The following is a 17,939-nucleotide window of genomic DNA, read 5'->3' as shown; positions in this document are numbered from 1 at the left end:
AGGAATTCCACCATGATTGCCAGGTTGCCTCCCCACGAAACTAAAAACGAACCCTGTGAGTTGTTCCTGGCTCGCCTTGAGAAAGAAGGATTCCAGGGTGAAATTGCTCGCGATCATGCTGTGAGGACAGCGCTGGCAACCGACAACTCGATCTATCAGCGTCTGCCTCAAGCCGCGGTGTTCCCCAGAAATGTGCAAGATGTCGAGCTCTTGGCCCGTCTTGCGGCGCTGGCGTCGTTCAGTTCGGTGGTACTCACGCCGCGTGGCGGCGGAACCGGAACCAATGGCCAATCGTTGACGAGCGGCGTTGTGGTGGATCTGTCGCGTCATATGCACGGCATCCTTGAGATCAACGTCGAGGAGCGCTGGGTGCGTGTGCAAAGCGGTGTGGTCAAGGACCAGCTCAATGCGGCGTTGAAACCGCACGGACTGTTTTTTGCACCGGAGTTGTCGACGTCGAATCGGGCCACGATCGGCGGGATGATAAATACCGACGCAAGCGGTCAGGGAAGCTGTACCTACGGAAAAACCCGTGACCACGTCCTGGCGCTTTCTACCATTCTGATAGGCGGGGAGCGGCTCGATAGTGCAGTCCTGGAGCGAGATTGCTGGCAGGCGCAAGCACATCGCGACGACAAGGTTGGGGCAATTTATCGATGTGCTTCGCAGATCGCCCATGATTACGCCGAACTCATCGAGCATACCTTTCCCAAGTTGAACCGTTGCTTGACGGGATATGACCTGGCGCATCTGCGTGAGCCGAATGACCGATTCAATCTGAACAGTGTCCTGTGTGGGTCCGAAGGCTCACTGGGTTTCATTGTTGAAGCCACGCTGAATGTGTTGCCCATTCCCAAGTACTCGATCCTTGTCAACGTACGTTACGCGGGCTTCATGGATGCATTGCGCGATGCCAAGGCGTTGATGCAGCTCGAGCCATTGTCCATCGAGACGGTCGACTCCAAGGTCCTCGGGCTGGCCATGAACGACATCGTCTGGCACGGAGTCGCCGAGTACTTTCCCCAAGACCCCGATGTGCCAACCCTGGGAATCAACCTGGTGGAGTTCAGCGGCGACGATGAGGAAGTGGTTCAGCTGCGTGTTCATGAGTTTGTCCGGCACCTTCAGCAGGACACCAGTGTGGTGCGATTGGGGCACACCCTTGCCATCGGTGCAGAGGCATTGAAGCGGGTTTACGCGATGCGCAAGCGTGCGGTGGGGCTGCTGGGGAATGTCAAAGGTTCCGCCAGGCCCCAGCCGTTCGTTGAAGATACTGCGGTTCCTCCCGAGAACCTGGCTGATTTCATTGCGCAATTTCGGGCGCTTTTGGATAGCCATGGTTTGGAATATGGCATGTTCGGCCACGTTGACGCCGGGGTCCTGCATGTGCGGCCGATTCTGGATATGAAAGACCCCGCCCAGGCGGCCTTGGTCCAGCCCATTTCCGATGCCGTCGCCGAGCTGACGCAAAAGCACGGTGGCTTGCTCTGGGGGGAGCATGGCAAAGGGTTGAGGTCGCAATATGTGCCGGACTACTTCGGCGAACTCTATCCGGCGCTGCAGGAACTCAAGTCGGCTTTTGACCCGTACAACCAACTCAACCCGGGGAAAATCGCCACGCCACACACGCTACCTGACGCTCGGTTGACTCGAGTTGATGAGGTCACGTTGCGTGGCGAGCTGGATCGTACGATTGATGAGCGGGTGTGGTTGCATTACGACGCCGCGGTTCATTGCAACGGCAATGGCGCCTGCTACAACTTCGACCCCGATGACGCCATGTGCCCTTCCTGGAAGGGCACTCGAAATAGAATTCACTCGCCCAAGGGGCGCGCTTCTCTGGTCCGGGAGTGGCTGCGCTTGCAGGGGCAGCAAGGTGTCGATGTGTTGGTTTCACAAGGGGCTCGCCCTTTAGCGGCCACGGTGATCCGCTTCGCCAGGCGTGCTGCCAATACGGTTGCGCACAAGATGGGCCAGAAAGACTTTTCCCATGAGGTCTACGAGGCGATGGCAGGGTGCCTCGCCTGCAAGTCCTGTGCGGGTCAGTGCCCGGTGAAAGTCAACGTGCCCGACTTTCGCTCGCGATTCCTCGAGCTATACCACAGCCGATATCTGCGCCCATTGAAGGATTACCTCATCGGTTCTCTGGAGTACACGATTCCCTACTTGGCCCGTGTGCCGCGCTTGTACAACGGGATCATCGGTTCTGGGATGGTGGGGGCGTTTCTTCGGCGCGTTGCCGGTATGGTCGACAGCCCGCTGCTGAGCTTGCTGAATTTTGATGACGTTTGCCGCCGCTGGAAGGTGCGCGTGGCGTCGCCAGCGCTTCTTGAAGGGCTGGACGAGGCGCAGCGTAAACGCAGCGTTATTCTCGTGCTGGACGCCTTCACCCGTTATTTCGAGACACCGCTGCTCGCGGACTGGATCGAGTTGATTTCCAGGCTCGGGTTTGAGGTGTACATCGCGCCGTTCGCGGCCAATGGCAAGCCGCTGCAGGTTCAGGGCTTTCTAAAGGCATTCGAACAAGCCGCGCATTTCAACGCCCGATCGCTTCGCGAATTGCATCAATATCAGATTCCGTTGGTGGGGCTTGATCCAGCGATGACCTTGGTTTACCGCCAGGAGTACGTCAAGACCCTGGGTGAGGACCAGGCCCCAGCGGTCCTGCTGCCGCAGGAATGGCTTGTGGAGGTGCTTGTGCAATCAGCGGTGAGCGCCGACGAAGGTACTTACTACTTCCTGCCGCACTGCACCGAGAAAACCAACGAGCCGGGCAGTGTGGGCCTGTGGCAGACGATCTATGCGCGAGTCGGCTTGAGGTTGCAGGTGCAAGCCAGTGGGTGTTGTGGAATGTCCGGAACCTACGGGCACGAAACACAAAATGCCGAGACGTCCGAGGTTATTTACCGACAGTCCTGGGGGCCATTGGTGGCCCGTCTTAATGGGGCAGGGCGCCTGCTGGCGGATGGGTACTCGTGTCGAAGCCAGGTCAAGCGCAAGGACGGGCAGCTTGTCCTGCACCCGCTCCAGGCGTTGCTGAGGTTCCTGCGCGACACCGCCACCCCATCTTCAGGATGCTGATTGGCGCGAGCCTGAGGCGGCTTGGCCGCCTCGCGTTTCTCCAAGTATTGATTGGAGGCCATCGGCCCAGCGAAAACCGATGTGCGCAGATCGTCGAGCGGTATCAGAACCCATAGAGCTTTGCAGGGTTATCAACCAAAATCTGCTTGATGAGCGCGTCATCGTTTTCAACCCAGTTAAACAGCATCTCCAGCAGACTGGCATCGTTGGGCATGGGTACCGGTATACAAGGATGTGGCCAGTCGCTCGCCCACAGTAAGCGGTTTGGATTCGCTTCGATCAACGCCCGAGCGTAGGGCGTTACGTCGTCGTAAGGGAAGTCCTTCGATGCTGTAAAGCGATAAGCCCCCGAAAGCTTGACCCACACACGACCTTCTTTTAACAGCCGCAGCAGGTCGGTGAATCCTGGATGTCCCAGCCCGCAACTGGTGGGCATGTGCCCCATGTGGTCGATGACGACTGCGACGGGCAGGCTGGCCACGGTCTCGTACAAGTCGGCGAACTCGGTGATATCGATCAGTAGCTGTAGGTGCCAGCCAAGTGGCGCGACTTTATCTGCCAGCGCTGCAACATCCGATACCTCGACACCGCTTTTGAAGATCAGGTTGACGCGCACGCCGCGCACCCCGAGGCGATGCATTGCCCACAAGGTTTCTGTATCGGTATCGGCATCGATCACCACAACGCCGCGGAATGCGCTGCCCGCTTCTTTCAGGGCCGCGAGCGTTGTGCTGTTGTCCGCCCCATAGACGCTGGGTTGGACGATGACCCCGCGACTTAGCCCCAGGGTTTTTTGGACGCGTTGAAATGCCTCCAGTGGAGCGGGCGGCGGCGTGTAGGAGCGGTGAGGAGAGAAGGGTTGGCCATTCTCGTCACCAAAAACGTGGAAGTGGCAGTCGCACGCGCCGTCAGGCAAGGTGCGTGGCAATGTACGAGGTTCAGGGTCCGGGCCTGCGCATTGCGGTGCGTAGGTCTCTCCCAGCGAACTCATCCGAGTGATTTCCCAACCTTGCAATCCTCGCAATCCGTTGCGTTCGGCGGAGTTGATGATTTGTTGCCAGGTGACTCGTCTGGCAAGGTCGGGATCGCCGAGCCTGATCGCTTCGAAGATCGCCTGATGCTCAGCCAGTAGCGTCTCGCCAAGGTCGCTGGAGCGAACCAGGTGGTTCTCCAGTAACCCCGCTTCGTAGACGTGGCTGCACAGAAAAATGATGAAGTTGCGAAAGTATTCATTGCCTGTGGCATCGGCAATTGCGCGCTTGAACTGCAGGCTGTGTTCCACCATGTCCTGACGGTTTTGGATACTGGCGCGCAGGGTGTCCAGTGCCGCTTCAATCTTGTTCAACTGACTGAGTGACCGGCGTCTGGCGGCCATGGCGGCCGCGGCGACTTCGAGGTCCAGGCGCAGCTCATACAGTTGACGCAGCTTGGTGCTATCGGTGAGCTCCTCTTGAGTAATCCGGAAACTGCTTTGGTTGGCTTCGGTTGCAACAAATACCCCAAGCCCCTGGCGACTGACGACGAGGCCGGCCGAATTGAGCCGAGCGACAGCTTCACGCACTACATTTCGGCTAACGGCAAAAGCCTCTGCCAACCGGCTTTCCGTGGGGATGCGATCACCTGGGCGGAGTCGACCTTCACGTATTTCGCTTTCCAGGTGACGAAAAATTTCAACCGAGAAGTGATCGCGTCGGCCAATTGCTTTTATAGTCATTTTACTCAGTCATCAAATGTCAGTTTCAAAAGCTTGAAACGTCAAACGCCCACGTAACGAACATTGCGTGGGCGTTACTCTAACAAATGATGGCTGGCTCAGTGTAATTGCTTGCCCTTGGTTTCCGGGAGGAAGAAGGTCACCACCAGGACAAGGCAGTAGGCTCCTCCCGCGAAGATCGCGATGGCGGTGCCGAGGCTGTATTTGGCGCTTATAAAGCCTACGAGTCCGGGAAACAGAGCGCCTACCGCTCGCCCAAAGTTATAGGAGAATGCCTGGCCATTGGCCCTCACTGCTGAAGGATAAAGCTCAGTCAAAAAGGCGCCCATGCCGCTGTAGATACCTGAAGCTGCGAAGCCCAGTGGAAAGCCGAGAAACAGCATTTGAGTGTTGGTCAAGTTCAGTTGCATGTAGCAGACCACACTGATGGCCGACAGAACGGCGAAGATGATGAAGTTGGGGCGCCGCCCCAGGCGGTCAGACAGGAAGGCGCCGCAGACATAGCCAAAGAATGAACCGATGATGACCACCATCAGATAGCTACCGGTGCCAAAGACCGACAGGCCCTTTTCCAGTTTCAGATAGGCCGGCAACCACGTGGTGATTGCGTAGTAGCCACCTTGAACGCCCATGCAGAGCAGGGCAGATAGCAGCGTGGTGCGCAGGAGCGAGGGTGAGAAAATGTGCCAGAAAGGAACCGAGTTGCCTGTTTCGCTCTGGTGCTTTTTAGTCCGCAGGAATACCTCGGGCTCTGGTACATATTTACGAATGTAGAGGACCAGAAGTGCCGGAACGATGCCGATCCAAAACAGCGACCGCCAGGCAATATCTTCGGGAAGCAAGCTGAAAGACAGTGTGTAGAGCAGTGCGGCGGCGCCCCAGCCAATGGCCCATCCGCTTTGCACGATACCCACGGCTTTGCCGCGATGTTGCGCTCGAACCATTTCGCCGATCAGTACCGATCCCACGGCCCACTCACCTCCGAACCCGAGCCCCTGCAGTGCCCGAAGGACAAATAACTGTTCGAAGTTTTGCGCAAAGCCGATCAATACGGTGCAGATCGAGAACCACAGAATACTGATCTGCAGCAACCGCACACGACCGTATCGGTCTGCCAGAATGCCCGCTCCCCATCCGCCAATGGACGAGAAAAGTAACGTCACGGTACTCAGTAGCCCCACTGAACCCTTGTCAATGTGCCAAAGGGTCATCAGCGAGGCGATGACAAAGGTGAACACCATGAAATCCAGGGCGTCCAAGGCCCAGCCACCAAATGCGGAATAGAAGGTGCGTTTTTCAACGGTATTAAGTTCGCTAAACCAACTCATTATTATTCTCCGGGCAGCACCGCAGTTCTGCTTGGTTATTGTTTTTGTTATTTGAAGTCGTACAGGGCGCCAGGGTTATCAACCAGAATGCTCTGTCGTTGGCGTTCGCTGGGCGCCCATGAAAGCAAGCGATCCAGCAATGAACTTGTGTCGGGCGTACTTTCGAGTGCTACGTGAGGCCAGTCGCTGCCCCACACCATTCGTTCCGGGGCAACGGCCAGCAAGGCATGGGCGAGCGCATCTGTATCGGCATAGTCCGGACGCTGATCACTCAGGCGGTAAGCGCCCGACAACTTGACCCACCAACCGTGCTCCGCCACGTTCCTCAGCAGCAACTCAAACCCCGGTTCCTTAATGCCCAGATGGGCCGGGAAGTGCCCGAAGTGATCAATCACGACAGCGCAAGGCAACTTGGCCATCCGAGCCTCAATCTCACTTAGAAGCCGAACATCAATCAGAAACTGCATATGCCAGCCAAGGTCGGCAATTCGATGGGCCAGGTGCTCCATCAAGTCCAGATTCACTCCGCCTCGAAACAGAACGTTGATGCGAACACCACGTACACCCAAGGCATGCATATGCGCCAGTTCGTCGTCGCCAACGTGTTCGTCTACTACCGCGACCCCTCTCAGTTGCTCCTGATGACGTTGCAACACTTCGAGCATGTACCGGTTGTCGGTGCCATAGACGCTCGGCTGCACCAAAACCCCTCGCTGCATCCCCATCGCCCGCAACACCTCCAGATACAGCGCCTCAGGTGCCGGAGGCGGGGTGTAGCTACGGTCGGGTACCAGTGGATAGCGCTCAAGATCGCCGGAGATTACGTGTGCATGGGTGTCGCATGCCCCGGCCGGCATTACGAAGCTCGGGGCCCGGACCTCTGCTCCAGGGGGCGCGCACAAAGGCGGCGAGTCGGTGGCGGGTCGCAAGTGAGACATGGATTTCATCCCCTCGACAGCCTTTCGCGCGTCATCACGGTTGAAAAGCGGCACTTGTTAGTTGTTGGTTGTTGGTTGTCCTACAAGTGCTGGCATGTTGAGTTTTTGCCTCTGCCTTGTCAATGCGTGCAGGCTTGGTTTTTTACACGGGGTTGGGGGGCGTCATCGGGATGCCTGGTCGAGATTGCTCAGTCCCCGGCCGAACCGGCCCAGGCTGAACAGGGTATTGAGCAACGCCGGCGGGCCAAGCGGCGGCCCGCCTCGGTTCTAAAGCTCGGCCGCTGAAAAACCGTTGCGCTGGAAGAATCGGTCCAGCTCCCGGGGCAGGGGCTCCACGCCGGTGAAGATCTTCAAGTACTCGGGGATGTAGCGCATGCGCTGCGCCATCGGTTCCTGGGTGTTCATGCTGATGTAGCCGATCTGGGTCAGGTAGATCGAGCGCGCGCGGGTGACGGCGGCGTCATGGGCGAAACCGAAACCGTCGAACATCTGTGCCAGGGCCTGCACCCGCTGTGCATCGGCCTGGCGGATCTCGTGCGCTACTTCGGGGGATTGCAGGGCCCAGCTGCGCATGGCGAACTCGAATTGTGAATCGAACAATTCGGCCCGGGCGCAAATAGAAGGAATCAGCTTGCCCATGGCGCTGTATCAGCAGCTGGCGGCGCGCTTCTAGGGGGGGAGCGAGTTCTGCCGTCAGAGCCTCAATCGTTGCAGCGATGCCAGACAGCGGCTTACCTGGCGGATGACATGGGTGGCCAGAAGCGATTGCGCGGGGCATCACAGCCGACGCAGCCGGTGTTTGAATAATCCTCGGAATAATGCTGTGATTGCGCCCGTCACGCCCCCGGGCGGCCCTGCTTTTTTCAGAGACACCGCGAAATGGATAGCCAAGAAACGACAGCCAGGATGTCGCAGTTGCCTCCCGGCGATGACCTGTTCACGCGCCTGCAAGGGATTGCTGCCCAGACCGCACTGGTGTTGGAAACCAACAATCTGCGCGGCGGCAAGAATGCAGGCGAAGCCTTGAGCAGCCTCCAGCGGTTGATTGCCCGGCTGGCCCTGCAAAGTCTGGCGCCCCAGGCTTTTGCCCAGTGGATCATCACCCATGACGGCCTCGACCTTGAGGCGCGCCAGGCGCTGTGCAGCCTGGCCGGCTGTGCGCTGGAGTTCATCGAGATCGATGCCGGCACCGGTTACTACGATGCCAAGAATGTCGGTTTCGATGGCGTCGACCAGGCGCGCTGCCAGTACGTGGTATTCGCCGATGCCGACTGCCTGCCCGATGCCCATTGGCTGGAAGAATTGCTGCTGCCCTTTGTGCAACCCGAGGCGCCCGTGGCGGTGGCCGGGCGCACCAGCTACGCGCCGAGCGTCGCCGGCAGCGCACTGACCGCCATCGACTTCATGTATTTCCCCAGCCCCTTGCGCCACGGCGCCACGCGTAACTTCTACGCCAACAACGTGGCTTTTCGCTGTGCCACCTTCGAGAAGTATCGCTACGAGCCCCTGGATGGCATCTATCGCGCCCATTGCCAGGTCATGGGCCTGCGCCTGCAAGCGGCGGGGGTGGCGGTGGCCTATGCGCCGGCGGCACACACCGAGCACCGGCTGCCCGACAGCCAGGGCGAGGTGTTCAAGCTGCGCTGGCTCAGGGGCGGCGACAGCGTCGGCCTGACCCCGTATCTGGTGCGCGCCTACATGCCGGGCTGGTTGCAATGGCTCGGGCGCAGTGGGCCGCTGGGGCCTTTGTGCGTGATGGTCGGGCGCCTGGGTTACAGCCTGCGGGCCCTCAACCACCAGGACCTGCCGCCCCTGCACGGAGCCCGGCGCCTGGGGGCCATGGCCATGGTCACTGCCATCTCGTTGCTCGACACTGCCGGCGCCGTGGTGCGTGGCTGCGGGCTGTCCATCGGCCGCTCCAGTGCCCGGCACAGTGAAGCGTTGTCCTACCACCGCAACCTGGATTGATCCGCGTCGCGCCGTATCGTCGCACGCCGTTCGCGTGCCCAGAGGAAGTCCCCATGCAGAACCCTTCTCTTGCCTCATTCGGCCGTTCCCTGGCGTGCCTGGCCTTGCTGGCACTCGGTGGCCAGACCCAGGCCGCTCCCAGCGAGTTCGCCGGTCGCGGGGTGTACCACTTCGCTTCGGACAGTGGCTGCGCCACGTTCGCCTCCAGCAACCTCGACTGCAACCGCATCGCCCTGGACGTGAGTGATGCGCGGGCCAGTGTCGACCGGCAAACCCATGCCATCGTCATCGACGCCGACAGCAACCACGACAGCAAGACCGTGATCGGCGACATTCTGCTGCACGGCAGCGGCATCGCCAGCGACGGCCAGCGTGTACCCCTGAGCCTGCAGGTGCTGCTGCGCCGTTCGGGCAAGGTGTGGAAATCCGATACCTATGTGCACGCACCGGTGCGTGGCAAGTTCCGTGACATCAGCCTCGATCCCTATCAGATCAGCGTCCGTGAAGGCACCCGTGAGCGCGTGCTGTTCAGCCCCGAACAGGCGCGCAACGTATTGGCCCAGCCGTCGATCGCGGCGCGCCTGGCCAGTTATTTCGTGGTGGTGCGCCCCAGCGATGCGCAGCACCCGACAGCGGGCGACATCACCATCGGCCTGGGCGTCGGCCGAGTGTCGAAGTCGCTGATGCGTGCCAGCTTCAGTGCCAGGCAGCCGGGCAGCGAAACGCTGGAGCAGGTGCTGCAGCAGGGCACCTGGAACCTCGACCTGCAGGCCCTGAGCGGGCAGATCCCGCTGTGGGTGGTACAGCGCCAGCTGTTTGTCTTTGCGCTGGAGGACAGCCCGTTGCTCAGGGAGGTGCGTCAGCGGGGCTTGAACAAGGGCGACAGCCTGGAGCTGGGTGCGGTCAACGGCCAGGGTTACCTGCGCTACAACGGCCAGGAGGAGAGCTTTCCCGGCGCTGCGGCCAGCGGCATGGCCTTCATGCGTGACAGCTTTATCGGCCTGATCCTGGCCTGGCAGCGCCATTCGCACGGGGCCAGGACGGCCACCGCCAGCGCCGCGCAGCCCGTGCAATGAGTGCGGGGCCAGCGGTTGCCGGCGAGGCCAACTTCGACTGCCTGAGCATGCCCCGGCCCCAGGGACTTGGGGCGCTGCAGGCGAGGCTGGTGGACCGTATCAAGCGCGCCGCCTTGTTGCGCCTGCACCGCAGCCCGCGAGGCGAACGCCTGCTGTTGCGCATGTACCTGGCCGGTGAAGACGCCACCGAGCGTGCGTTGCTCGATGAGTTGTTGCCGCAGTCGCCACCCTGGCTCGAACGGCAGGTAGCACAGCACCTGGCCGATGAGCAGCGCCACGTGACCCTGTTTGCCGAGGCCCTGCGCGAGCGGGGCGACGACGCTCAAGCCCGCCTGGAGCCGGACTGGCTGAGCCGGCGCAAGATCCAGCGCTGGCAGCGCCTGGCCCGTCGTTATGCGGGGCATTTCGAACAGGGCCTGCTGGTGCCGGCCTACGCCACCGGGCTGTGTGCCGAGCAGATGGCCGAGCGGGTATTGACCCGCCATTGTGCGGTGCTGGATGCCGGGCATGGCTTGTATCCGTTGCTGGCGCGGGTGCTGGCCGACGAGAAAGCCCACGTGCGCTTGTGCGAGAACACCTTGCGGCGCATCGTGGCGCCCCATGAGGCGGGCCATCTGGCGCGCCTGCTCAAGGACATTCGCCGCGTCGATGCGAGCTTTGGCGTGACCGGTGCCCTGGCGATGTATGGTGCCGGCTGGCTGCTCGGTGGTCGGGGCCGAGTGGGGCGATGAGTGCACGGATTCTTTACCTGGCGACCGCCGATGCCCGCGGGCACCTGATGCGTGCCCAACTGCTGGTACATGCCTTGCGTGCGGCCGGGGCCGAGGTCGAGGTGCTGACCACCTCGCAGCAGGGGCAGGACTTCCTGCAGCGCTTCGGCATTGCGGCGCAGATTCTCTCGCTGCATTACGCGGTGCAGTTCGACAGCCAGCAGAACATGCTGCGCCAGGCCACCAACCGCAATGTCGCCCACTACCTGTTCCGCCCCGGGCGCATGCTGCGGGACATCCTCCAACTGCGGCGCTGGCTGCGCGGCGTGGACCTGGTGATCAACGATTCCTTCCACCCGGCGCTGCTCTACATGGGCATGCTGCCGGGCTGGCGGCGCCAGGTGGTGCACGTGTACGGGGCCAGCCTCAAGGTGGCGCTGCTGAACAACTTTGCCGGCATGTGGCCGCGCCAGTTCGGGCGCCTGTTCGGCTGGATTGTCGGGCGCCAGATCGATACGGCGCGGGCGCGCATCGAGCACGATTTCGCCTATGAAGTCGACGATACCCAGGCCCCGGCACTGTATCGCCTGCCGACCCCGGTGGCCCTGGCCGAAGCCTTGCCGGAACAGGCCGTCGTGGGCGCCGCGGTGTACCTCAACCCGCATTTTCGTGAGCCCGACCTGGCCGATGCCTTGAGCCGTGGCCTGGAGGATGCCGGCCTGGACGCTCACCGCGTGGGCGAGGGTTATGCCGGGCGCAGTGGCTGGCTGCAGGTCGATCCGCTCTGGGCCAGCCGGGCTGCCCGGGCGCAACTCCTGGTCTCGGCACCGGGCATGGCGGCGCTGTCCATCGCCCGGGTCTACCAGCGGCCGATCATCCTGGTGGTGAGCGACCAGCCGGAACAGACCAGCAACGCCGCCCGGGCCCGGCAATTGCAGTTGCTGCACCGGGTGGTGACCTGGCGCGGCGACCCTGCCGATTTTCGCCGTCAGGTGGCCGAGGCGGCGCGGCAGTTGAGCGCGGCGGCGCCAGCGCCCGACGTGATCTCGGGCAACCAGCGGGCCCAGGCACGGATTGATGCCTGGGCCAGCCGCTTGCTCGGCTTGTGAGGGCGCGGCCTTGAGTCGTCACCGCTCGATGCCCGCACCGGGCCAGCAGCCATGACCGGCACCTTGCAGCGCCTGATAGCCGCCGCCAACCTTCGGCAGGCCCTGGCTGCGGTGTTCGCCCTGCTGTTGGGGCTGGGCGCGTTCATGGGTCTGCAGCGTCTGGTGACGCCGCGCTACAACTGGGTCACGCCATTGGATGAGCTGATCCCCTTTATCGCCCAGTCCTGGTTCGTCTATGTGCTGTTCTTTCCCTTTGTGCTGCTGGCGGCGGCCTATGCCAGCCAGGAGGGCTTCAGGGCCCTGCGCAACGCCACCGGCATGGCCTTCGCCGTTGGGCTGCTGTGCTTCTGGCTGTTCCCCGAATATGTGCCGAGGCCGGATATCGCCGCCCTCGACAATGGCTTCCTGCAACAGCGGCTGGGCCGGATGTGGCAGCTGGACCTGGCCTGCAACGGTTTTCCCAGCCTGCATGTGGCCGTGACCTGCCTGGCCTGTCGCGCGCTCTGGCGCCGCCCTTGCAAAGAGCTGAGCGCTGTCATCGGCCTGCTGATCTGCCTCTCGACCCTGACCCTCAAGCAGCACACGCTGATCGATGTGGCGGGCGGCCTGTTCCTGGCCCTGGCCTGTGCCCTGGCCACCCAACGACAAGGAAACCCTGCCCGTGTCCCAGCCTGAACCCCGTGCCGGAGAGAATCGGGCCCTGCGTGCCTTTGCCCCCGATGCGGGGCTGTTCCTGCTCAAGCCCTGGACCGGTGGCCTGGCGCTGCTGGCCGACTGGGGGCTGATCGCCGCCGCGTTCGCCTGCGCTGCGCTCTGGCCGCACCCCGTCACCTACCTGCTGGCCGCGCTGCTGATCGCCCGCAGCCAGTTGGCGCTGGCGGTGCTGATGCACGAGAGCGCCCACGGCCTGCTGCTGCGCGGGCAGAAAGCCAATGATCGGCTGGGCCAGTGGCTGGCCGCCGGCCCGCTGTTCCTGTCCCTCTGCACCTACCGCGCCGGCCACCTCAAGCATCACCTGCATCCGATGGAGCATGACGACCCGGTGGTGGCGGTCTTCGGCCTGGGGGATTACCCCTTGCCCCGGGGCAAGCTGGCCCTGCGCCTGCTGGCGGACCTGTGCGGGGTGGGCTATTTCATCAGCGCCTTGAGGTTCGCCCGGGGTGACTACCGCGCGATCATGCCCCGGGTCGACAAGTCGCCGCGCCAGGCCCTGGAGGAAGTGCTGTCCATGCTGGTCAGCAACGGCCTGCTGTTCGGCCTGCTGGCCTGGAGCGGCCACCCCTGGCTGTACCTGGGGTTGTGGCTGTTGCCGGCGATTACCCTGCTGCCCTTGCTGGGCCGGGTACGAGCCATCATGGAGCATGCCGGCCTGCCGGTTGCCGCCGACCAGAGCCGCAACGCCCGCAGCATCGTACGGCCCAGCGTGCAGACCTTCCTGTTCGGCCCCCACGCCATCCACTACCACATCGAGCATCACCTCTATGTGCGTGTGCCGTTCTACCACCTGGGCGGCCTGCACCGGCAACTGGCCACGGCGCAGTTGCTGCCCGAGGGCAACCTCTACCAGGGGTATGGCGGGGTACTGCGAGATGTCAGCGACCCCGACTGGACGTCAGCGGCGCGCTGAGGCGTGGAGGAAGGGGAGAACGGGCCCGCCATGGGTGGCGGGCCCGTGAGGGCGGTCAGAGCTTGGGCAACTGGCCGATGCGGCCGACCATCTCGGTGACGATCTGCAGGTCCAGGAGGAACTGCTCCACGGTCTTGAACTCGTTGTCGGTGTGGCCGGTGTACTTGACCTCGGGCCGCGCCAGGCCGAACTGCACGCCGTTGGGCAACTCGTGCACCGAGGTGGCGCCGGCGGAGGTGCCGAACTTGTGCGCCATGCCCAGGTTCTCGCTGGCCACCGCCAGCAGTGCCTTGACCCATTCACCCTCGGGGTTGCGGTACATAGGTTCGGCGATCTTGGTGTCGATGTTCACCGCCACCTGGGTCTTCTTGCTCCAGGCCGCCAGCTTGTCGGTGATTTCGCCCTTCAGCACTTGCGGGGTCTTGCCCTTGGGCACCCGCAGGTTGACCGCCAGCTTGAAGGTCTTGTCATCCACGCTGACCTGGGTCAGGGAGGTGGTCAGCGGCCCCATGAAGTCGTCGGAGAAGCCGATACCCAGCTTGTTGCCCAGGTAGTCCAGGCCCCAGTTGTCGGCGGCGTAGCGGGCACCATCGGTGAAGGCGTTGTGCTTGAAGGCGATCTTGCCGTCCTGGCTGTTGATGAAGTCCAGCATCCGCGCCACCGGGTTGACCCCGGACTCGGGCTCGGAGGAGTGGGCCGAGACGCCGGTGACCGTCAGTTGCACATCCTTGCCCACCACCTTGGCCGCGACCTGGAAGTTGCCGCCGTGCTGCTTGGCATATTCGGCGCCGGCCTTTTGCAGGCTGGCGGCCAGTTCCGCGGGCTGCTCGGTGACCAGGGTGGCTACCGAGGTCGAGGGGATCTGGTTGGTGGCCAGGCCACCGGTGAGGTGGGTGATCTCCGCCCCTTTGCCCTCGGCGGCGCGCCGGGCGAAGCTGGCCATGACCGTGCCGTAACCTTTCTCGGCGATCACCACCGGGTAGCCGCCGTCCAGCGCCAGGTTGTAGTTGGGCGTCGGGTTGTGTTCGAAGTAGTAGGGAATGGCGTCGCCGCTGGTTTCCTCGGTGGTGTCCACCAGCAGCTTGAAGTTGCGCGCCAGGGGCAGCTTCTCTTCCTTGATGATCTTCATCGCGTAGAGCGCTACCACGATGCCGTTCTTGTCGTCTTCGGTGCCGCGGCCGTACATGCGGTCGCCGATCAGGGTGACCTTGAACGGGTCGAGGCGGGTGCCGTCTTCGAGCACCCAGTTTTCCGGGGTCACCGGCACCACGTCGGCGTGGGCGTGGATGCCGACGACTTCATCGCCGCTGCCTTCCAGGGAGATCTCGTAGACCCGGTTGTCGATGTTGCGAAAGTTCAGGTTGAAGGCCTTGGCCAGGTCCTGGATCTTGGCGGCGATCTTGAGGAACTCGGGGTTCTTGTACTGCGGCACGCCGTCGATGTTGAAGGTGGGGATGGCCACCAGCTCGCGCAGGGTTTCGGTGGCGGCCTTGCCGTACTTGATCCGGGCGTAGAGGCCCAGCAGGCGGTGGATCTCGTTCTGCTGTTCGGCGTTCAGGGGCTTGTTGGCCAGGAAGGCCTCGATGGTCGGGGCGAGCTGGTCGCTCTTGGCCAGGGTGCCGAGGAACTGGCGGAAATCCGTGACCGTGGCGTCATTGAAGGTCTTGAGGATGGCCGCGCTTTGTTGCGGGGTAATGTTGGCCTGGGCGATCGAGGTGTAGGACGACAGGCTGGCGAGCATCAGGGTGGCCGCAGCCAGGTGCTTGAGAGAAAAATCCATTGCGGAGGGCATTCCTTTGCAGGGGGTAAGGATTATCTGAGCTGTTAGTCAGAAACCTTGCCAAGCTAACACTGCGAAGGAGCAGGGCGGGAGCCCCTGAAGTGGGATCTGTCGCACAGAAACGCAAAAGCGACGCACAAACGAAACATTCATCCAGGCAGGAGGCGCCTGCATCGGCGCCTCCTGTCGTGGCTAGTGCATCAAGCCTTGGCGTCCCATGGGCGGTCGCCCTGTTCGTCCTTGATGCGGGTCGGCAGGCCCATCAGGTCCAGCGCCTTGAGGAACGGCTTGGCCGGCAGTTCCTCGACGTTGGCCATGCGCTGCACGTCCCACTCGCCACGGGCCACCAGCAGGGCGGCGGCCACGGGCGGTACGCCGGCGGTGTAGGAAATGCCCTGGCTGTCGGTCTCGGCGTAGGCTTCTTCGTGGTCGGCCACGTTGTAGATGAAGACTTCGCGCGGCTGGCCATTCTTGCTGCCCTTGACCAGGTCACCGATGCAGGTCTTGCCGGTGTAGCCCGGGGCCAGGGAGGCCGGGTCAGGCAGCACGGCCTTGACCACTTTGAGCGGCACCACTTCCAGGCCTTCGGCGGTCTTCACCGGTTGCTCGGAGAGCAGGCCCAGGTTGCGCAGCACGGTGAACACATTGATGTAGTGCTCGCCGAAGCTCATCCAGAACCGCACGTTGGGCACGTCGAGGTTCTTCGACAGCGAGTGCACTTCATCGTGGCCGGTCAGGTACAGGTTTTGCGAACCGACCACAGGCAGGTCGTCGGTACGCTTGACTTCGAACATGGTGTTGCTGGTCCACTGGCTGTCCTGCCAGCTCCACACCTGCCCGGTGAATTCGCGGAAGTTGATTTCCGGGTCGAAATTGGTGGCGAAATATTTGCCGTGGGAACCGGCATTGACGTCGAGAATGTCGATCGAGTCGATGCGGTCGAAATGTTCCTGCTGGGCCAGGGCCGCATAGGCGTTGACCACGCCCGGGTCGAAGCCGACGCCGAGGATCGCGGTGATGTTCTTCTGCTGGCACTCTTCGAGATGCTTCCACTCGTAGTTGCCGTACCAGGGCGGGGTCTCGCAGATCTTGCCCGGTTCTTCGTGGATCGCGGTGTCCAGGTAGGCCACACCGGTATCGATGCAGGCACGCAGCACCGACATGTTGAGGAAGGCGGAACCGACGTTGATGACGATCTGCGACTCGGTCTCGCGGATCAGCGCCTTGGTTGCCTCGATGTCCAGCGCGTTGAGCGCATAGGCTTTTATTTCAGCGGGCTGTTTGAGGCTGCCCTTGGCCTTGACGCTGTCGATGATGGCCTGGCATTTGGAGATGTTGCGCGACGCGATAGCAATACGACCGAGTTCGTCGTTGTGCTGCGCGCACTTGTGGGCCACCACCTTGGCGACACCTCCTGCACCAATGATAAGAACATTCTTCTTCAATTTATTTACTTCTCCTCGTGACCTGTCCGCTCAGGAAAGGCTGGACAGGTAGTCTTCGAAACCAAACTCGCGTACCACCTCGATGCTGCCATCGAGTTGTTTCACGACAATGGACGGCATTTTCAGACCGTTGAACCAGTTTTTCTTGACCATGGTGTAACCCGCCGCATCAATGAACGACAGTCGATCGCCGATGGCCAGCGGACGATCAAATTGGTATTCGCCAAAGATATCCCCGGCCAGGCAGGACTTGCCGCACACCATGTAGGTATGTTCGCCCGCGCTTGGTGACAGCTTGGCGTTCAGGCGATAGATCAGCAGGTCGAGCATGTGGGCTTCGATGGAGCTGTCCACCACGGCCAGGTGCTTGCCGTTGTACAGGGTGTCGAGCACGGTCACTTCCAGGGAGGCGCTCTGGGTGATCGCCGCTTCGCCCGGCTCCAGGTAGACCTGCACGCCGTACTTCTGGGAGAAGGCCTTGAGGCGCGCGCAGAAGGCGTCCAGGGCGTAGTCCTCGCCGGTGAAGTGGATGCCGCCGCCGAGGCTGACCCACTCGACCTTGTGCAGCAGGTGGCCGAAGCGTTCCTCGATGGTGGTCAACATCTGGTCGAACAGGCCGAAGTCGCCGTTCTCGCAGTTGTTGTGGAACATGAAGCCGGAGATCTGCTCGATGACCTGCTCGATCTTGGCCGGGTCCCACTCGCCCAGGCGGCTGAACGGGCGCGCCGGGTCGGCCAGCAGGTAGTCCGAACTGCTGACCTGGGGGTTGACCCGCAGGCCGCGCACCTTGCCCGCGCTGGCGTCGGCAAAGCGCTGCAGCTGGCTGATGGAGTTGAAGATGATCTTGTCGCAGTTGGCGAGCATCTCCTCGATTTCGTCGTCGGCCCAGGCCACGCTGTAGGCGTGGGTCTCGCCTTCGAACTTCTGCCGGCCGAGCTTGAGCTCGTAGAGCGACGAGGAGGTGGTGCCGTCCATGTACTGCTGCATCAGGTCGAACACCGACCAGGTGGCGAAGCACTTGAGGGCCAGCAGGGCCTTGGCGCCGGACTGCTCGCGCACGTAGGCGATCTTCTGCATGTTGCTCAAAAGCTTCTGCTTGTCGATGAGGTAGTACGGCGTCTTGATCATTTCAGGGTCTCCGGCAGGGCCAGCCAAAAAGGTAC

13 protein-coding genes and 1 pseudogene are annotated in these 17,939 nt (G+C 62.1%); 7 read left to right on the top strand and 7 right to left on the bottom strand.

Going from position 1 to position 17,939, the window contains the following annotated elements:
• The first annotated feature begins 12 nt into the window (after positions 1 to 12).
• Positions 13 to 3,081, top strand: coding sequence for an FAD-binding and (Fe-S)-binding domain-containing protein (locus A9971_RS04130; RefSeq protein ID WP_183001452.1), 3,069 nt, complete (start codon positions 13 to 15; stop codon positions 3,079 to 3,081).
• Between the two features lie 103 nt (positions 3,082 to 3,184).
• On the opposite strand, the gene A9971_RS04125 is transcribed toward A9971_RS04130, so the two are convergent.
• From A9971_RS04125 to A9971_RS04110, 4 genes and pseudogenes are all read right to left on the bottom strand, one after another.
• Positions 3,185 to 4,795, bottom strand: a complete 1,611-nt coding sequence (locus A9971_RS04125; RefSeq protein WP_183001451.1) for an amidohydrolase family protein — start codon at positions 4,793 to 4,795, stop codon at positions 3,185 to 3,187.
• Between the two features lie 98 nt (positions 4,796 to 4,893).
• Positions 4,894 to 6,123, bottom strand: a complete 1,230-nt coding sequence (locus tag A9971_RS04120; RefSeq protein ID WP_011061835.1) for an MFS transporter — start codon at positions 6,121 to 6,123, stop codon at positions 4,894 to 4,896.
• Positions 6,124 to 6,170: 47 nt separating this feature from the next.
• Positions 6,171 to 6,980 carry an amidohydrolase family protein gene (locus tag A9971_RS04115; protein ID WP_228102359.1) on the bottom strand — a complete coding sequence of 270 codons (810 nt, stop codon included), beginning with the start codon at positions 6,978 to 6,980 and terminating at the stop codon, positions 6,171 to 6,173.
• Between the two features lie 348 nt (positions 6,981 to 7,328).
• Positions 7,329 to 7,667: pseudogene (locus tag A9971_RS04110) on the bottom strand (TetR/AcrR family transcriptional regulator); the annotation flags it as partial.
• A gap of 300 nt (positions 7,668 to 7,967) precedes the next feature.
• Between A9971_RS04110 and A9971_RS04105 the strand changes: the two are divergent.
• From A9971_RS04105 to A9971_RS04080, 6 genes are read left to right on the top strand one after another with little or no spacing between them, the layout of a single operon-like run.
• Positions 7,968 to 9,029: a glycosyltransferase family 2 protein gene (locus A9971_RS04105; protein ID WP_053159190.1), complete on the top strand. Its 1,062-nt coding sequence runs from the start codon at positions 7,968 to 7,970 to the stop codon at positions 9,027 to 9,029.
• Positions 9,030 to 9,082: 53 nt separating this feature from the next.
• Positions 9,083 to 10,105, top strand: a complete 1,023-nt coding sequence (locus tag A9971_RS04100; RefSeq protein ID WP_183001450.1) for a hypothetical protein — start codon at positions 9,083 to 9,085, stop codon at positions 10,103 to 10,105.
• A complete protein-coding gene (locus A9971_RS04095; protein ID WP_145711814.1) occupies positions 10,102 to 10,836 on the top strand; it encodes a diiron oxygenase in 735 nt (244 codons plus the stop codon). The genes A9971_RS04100 and A9971_RS04095 overlap by 4 nt, the downstream gene beginning before the upstream one ends.
• Complete coding sequence (locus A9971_RS04090; protein WP_183001449.1) at positions 10,833 to 11,924, top strand: hypothetical protein; 1,092 nt, start codon at positions 10,833 to 10,835, stop codon at positions 11,922 to 11,924. The genes A9971_RS04095 and A9971_RS04090 overlap by 4 nt, the downstream gene beginning before the upstream one ends.
• A 51-nt stretch (positions 11,925 to 11,975) precedes the next feature.
• Positions 11,976 to 12,599 carry a phosphatase PAP2 family protein gene (locus tag A9971_RS04085; protein ID WP_053152341.1) on the top strand — a complete coding sequence of 208 codons (624 nt, stop codon included), beginning with the start codon at positions 11,976 to 11,978 and terminating at the stop codon, positions 12,597 to 12,599.
• Entirely contained in the window at positions 12,586 to 13,551 is a 966-nt protein-coding gene (locus tag A9971_RS04080) for a fatty acid desaturase family protein (protein WP_041752323.1), read from the top strand. Before A9971_RS04085 ends, A9971_RS04080 begins: the two co-directional genes overlap by 14 nt.
• 55 nt (positions 13,552 to 13,606) lie before the next feature.
• Here the strand turns inward: A9971_RS04080 and A9971_RS04075 are convergent, their stop codons facing one another.
• The 3 genes from A9971_RS04075 to A9971_RS04065 all read right to left on the bottom strand — a co-directional run bounded on the left by A9971_RS04075 (position 13,607) and on the right by A9971_RS04065 (position 17,904).
• Positions 13,607 to 15,331: a dipeptidase gene (locus A9971_RS04075; protein WP_077934380.1), complete on the bottom strand. Its 1,725-nt coding sequence runs from the start codon at positions 15,329 to 15,331 to the stop codon at positions 13,607 to 13,609.
• Between the two features lie 200 nt (positions 15,332 to 15,531).
• Entirely contained in the window at positions 15,532 to 16,776 is a 1,245-nt protein-coding gene (locus A9971_RS04070; RefSeq protein WP_011061818.1) for a saccharopine dehydrogenase family protein, read from the bottom strand.
• A 30-nt stretch (positions 16,777 to 16,806) separates the two neighbouring features.
• Complete coding sequence (locus tag A9971_RS04065) at positions 16,807 to 17,904, bottom strand: carboxynorspermidine decarboxylase (RefSeq protein ID WP_011061817.1); 1,098 nt, start codon at positions 17,902 to 17,904, stop codon at positions 16,807 to 16,809.
• Between the last annotated feature and the right edge of the window lie 35 nt (positions 17,905 to 17,939).

It is taken from the genome of Pseudomonas sp. UME65 (genome assembly GCF_014170225.1).
GTDB classification, from domain to species: Bacteria; Pseudomonadota; Gammaproteobacteria; order Pseudomonadales; family Pseudomonadaceae; genus Aquipseudomonas; species Aquipseudomonas protegens.
The sequence above is the reverse complement of the archived record's forward strand: the minus strand, read 5'-3'. Positions and strand labels throughout refer to the sequence as shown.

Bases quoted from the DNA above. Each gene is read 5' to 3' on its own strand.
- A9971_RS04130 (WP_183001452.1), top strand. From the start codon at position 13: ATGATTGCCAGGTTGCCTCCCCACGAAACTAAAAACGAACCCTGTGAG.
- A9971_RS04085 (WP_053152341.1), top strand. From the start codon at position 11,976: ATGACCGGCACCTTGCAGCGCCTGATAGCCGCCGCCAACCTTCGGCAG.
- A9971_RS04120 (WP_011061835.1), bottom strand. From the start codon at position 6,123: ATGAGTTGGTTTAGCGAACTTAATACCGTTGAAAAACGCACCTTCTAT.
- A9971_RS04065 (WP_011061817.1), bottom strand. From the start codon at position 17,904: ATGATCAAGACGCCGTACTACCTCATCGACAAGCAGAAGCTTTTGAGC.
- A9971_RS04095 (WP_145711814.1), top strand. From the start codon at position 10,102: ATGAGTGCGGGGCCAGCGGTTGCCGGCGAGGCCAACTTCGACTGCCTG.
- A9971_RS04105 (WP_053159190.1), top strand. From the start codon at position 7,968: ATGTCGCAGTTGCCTCCCGGCGATGACCTGTTCACGCGCCTGCAAGGG.
- A9971_RS04115 (WP_228102359.1), bottom strand. From the start codon at position 6,980: ATGCCGGCCGGGGCATGCGACACCCATGCACACGTAATCTCCGGCGAT.
- A9971_RS04125 (WP_183001451.1), bottom strand. From the start codon at position 4,795: ATGACTATAAAAGCAATTGGCCGACGCGATCACTTCTCGGTTGAAATT.
- A9971_RS04075 (WP_077934380.1), bottom strand. From the start codon at position 15,331: ATGGATTTTTCTCTCAAGCACCTGGCTGCGGCCACCCTGATGCTCGCC.
- A9971_RS04090 (WP_183001449.1), top strand. From the start codon at position 10,833: ATGAGTGCACGGATTCTTTACCTGGCGACCGCCGATGCCCGCGGGCAC.
- A9971_RS04100 (WP_183001450.1), top strand. From the start codon at position 9,083: ATGCAGAACCCTTCTCTTGCCTCATTCGGCCGTTCCCTGGCGTGCCTG.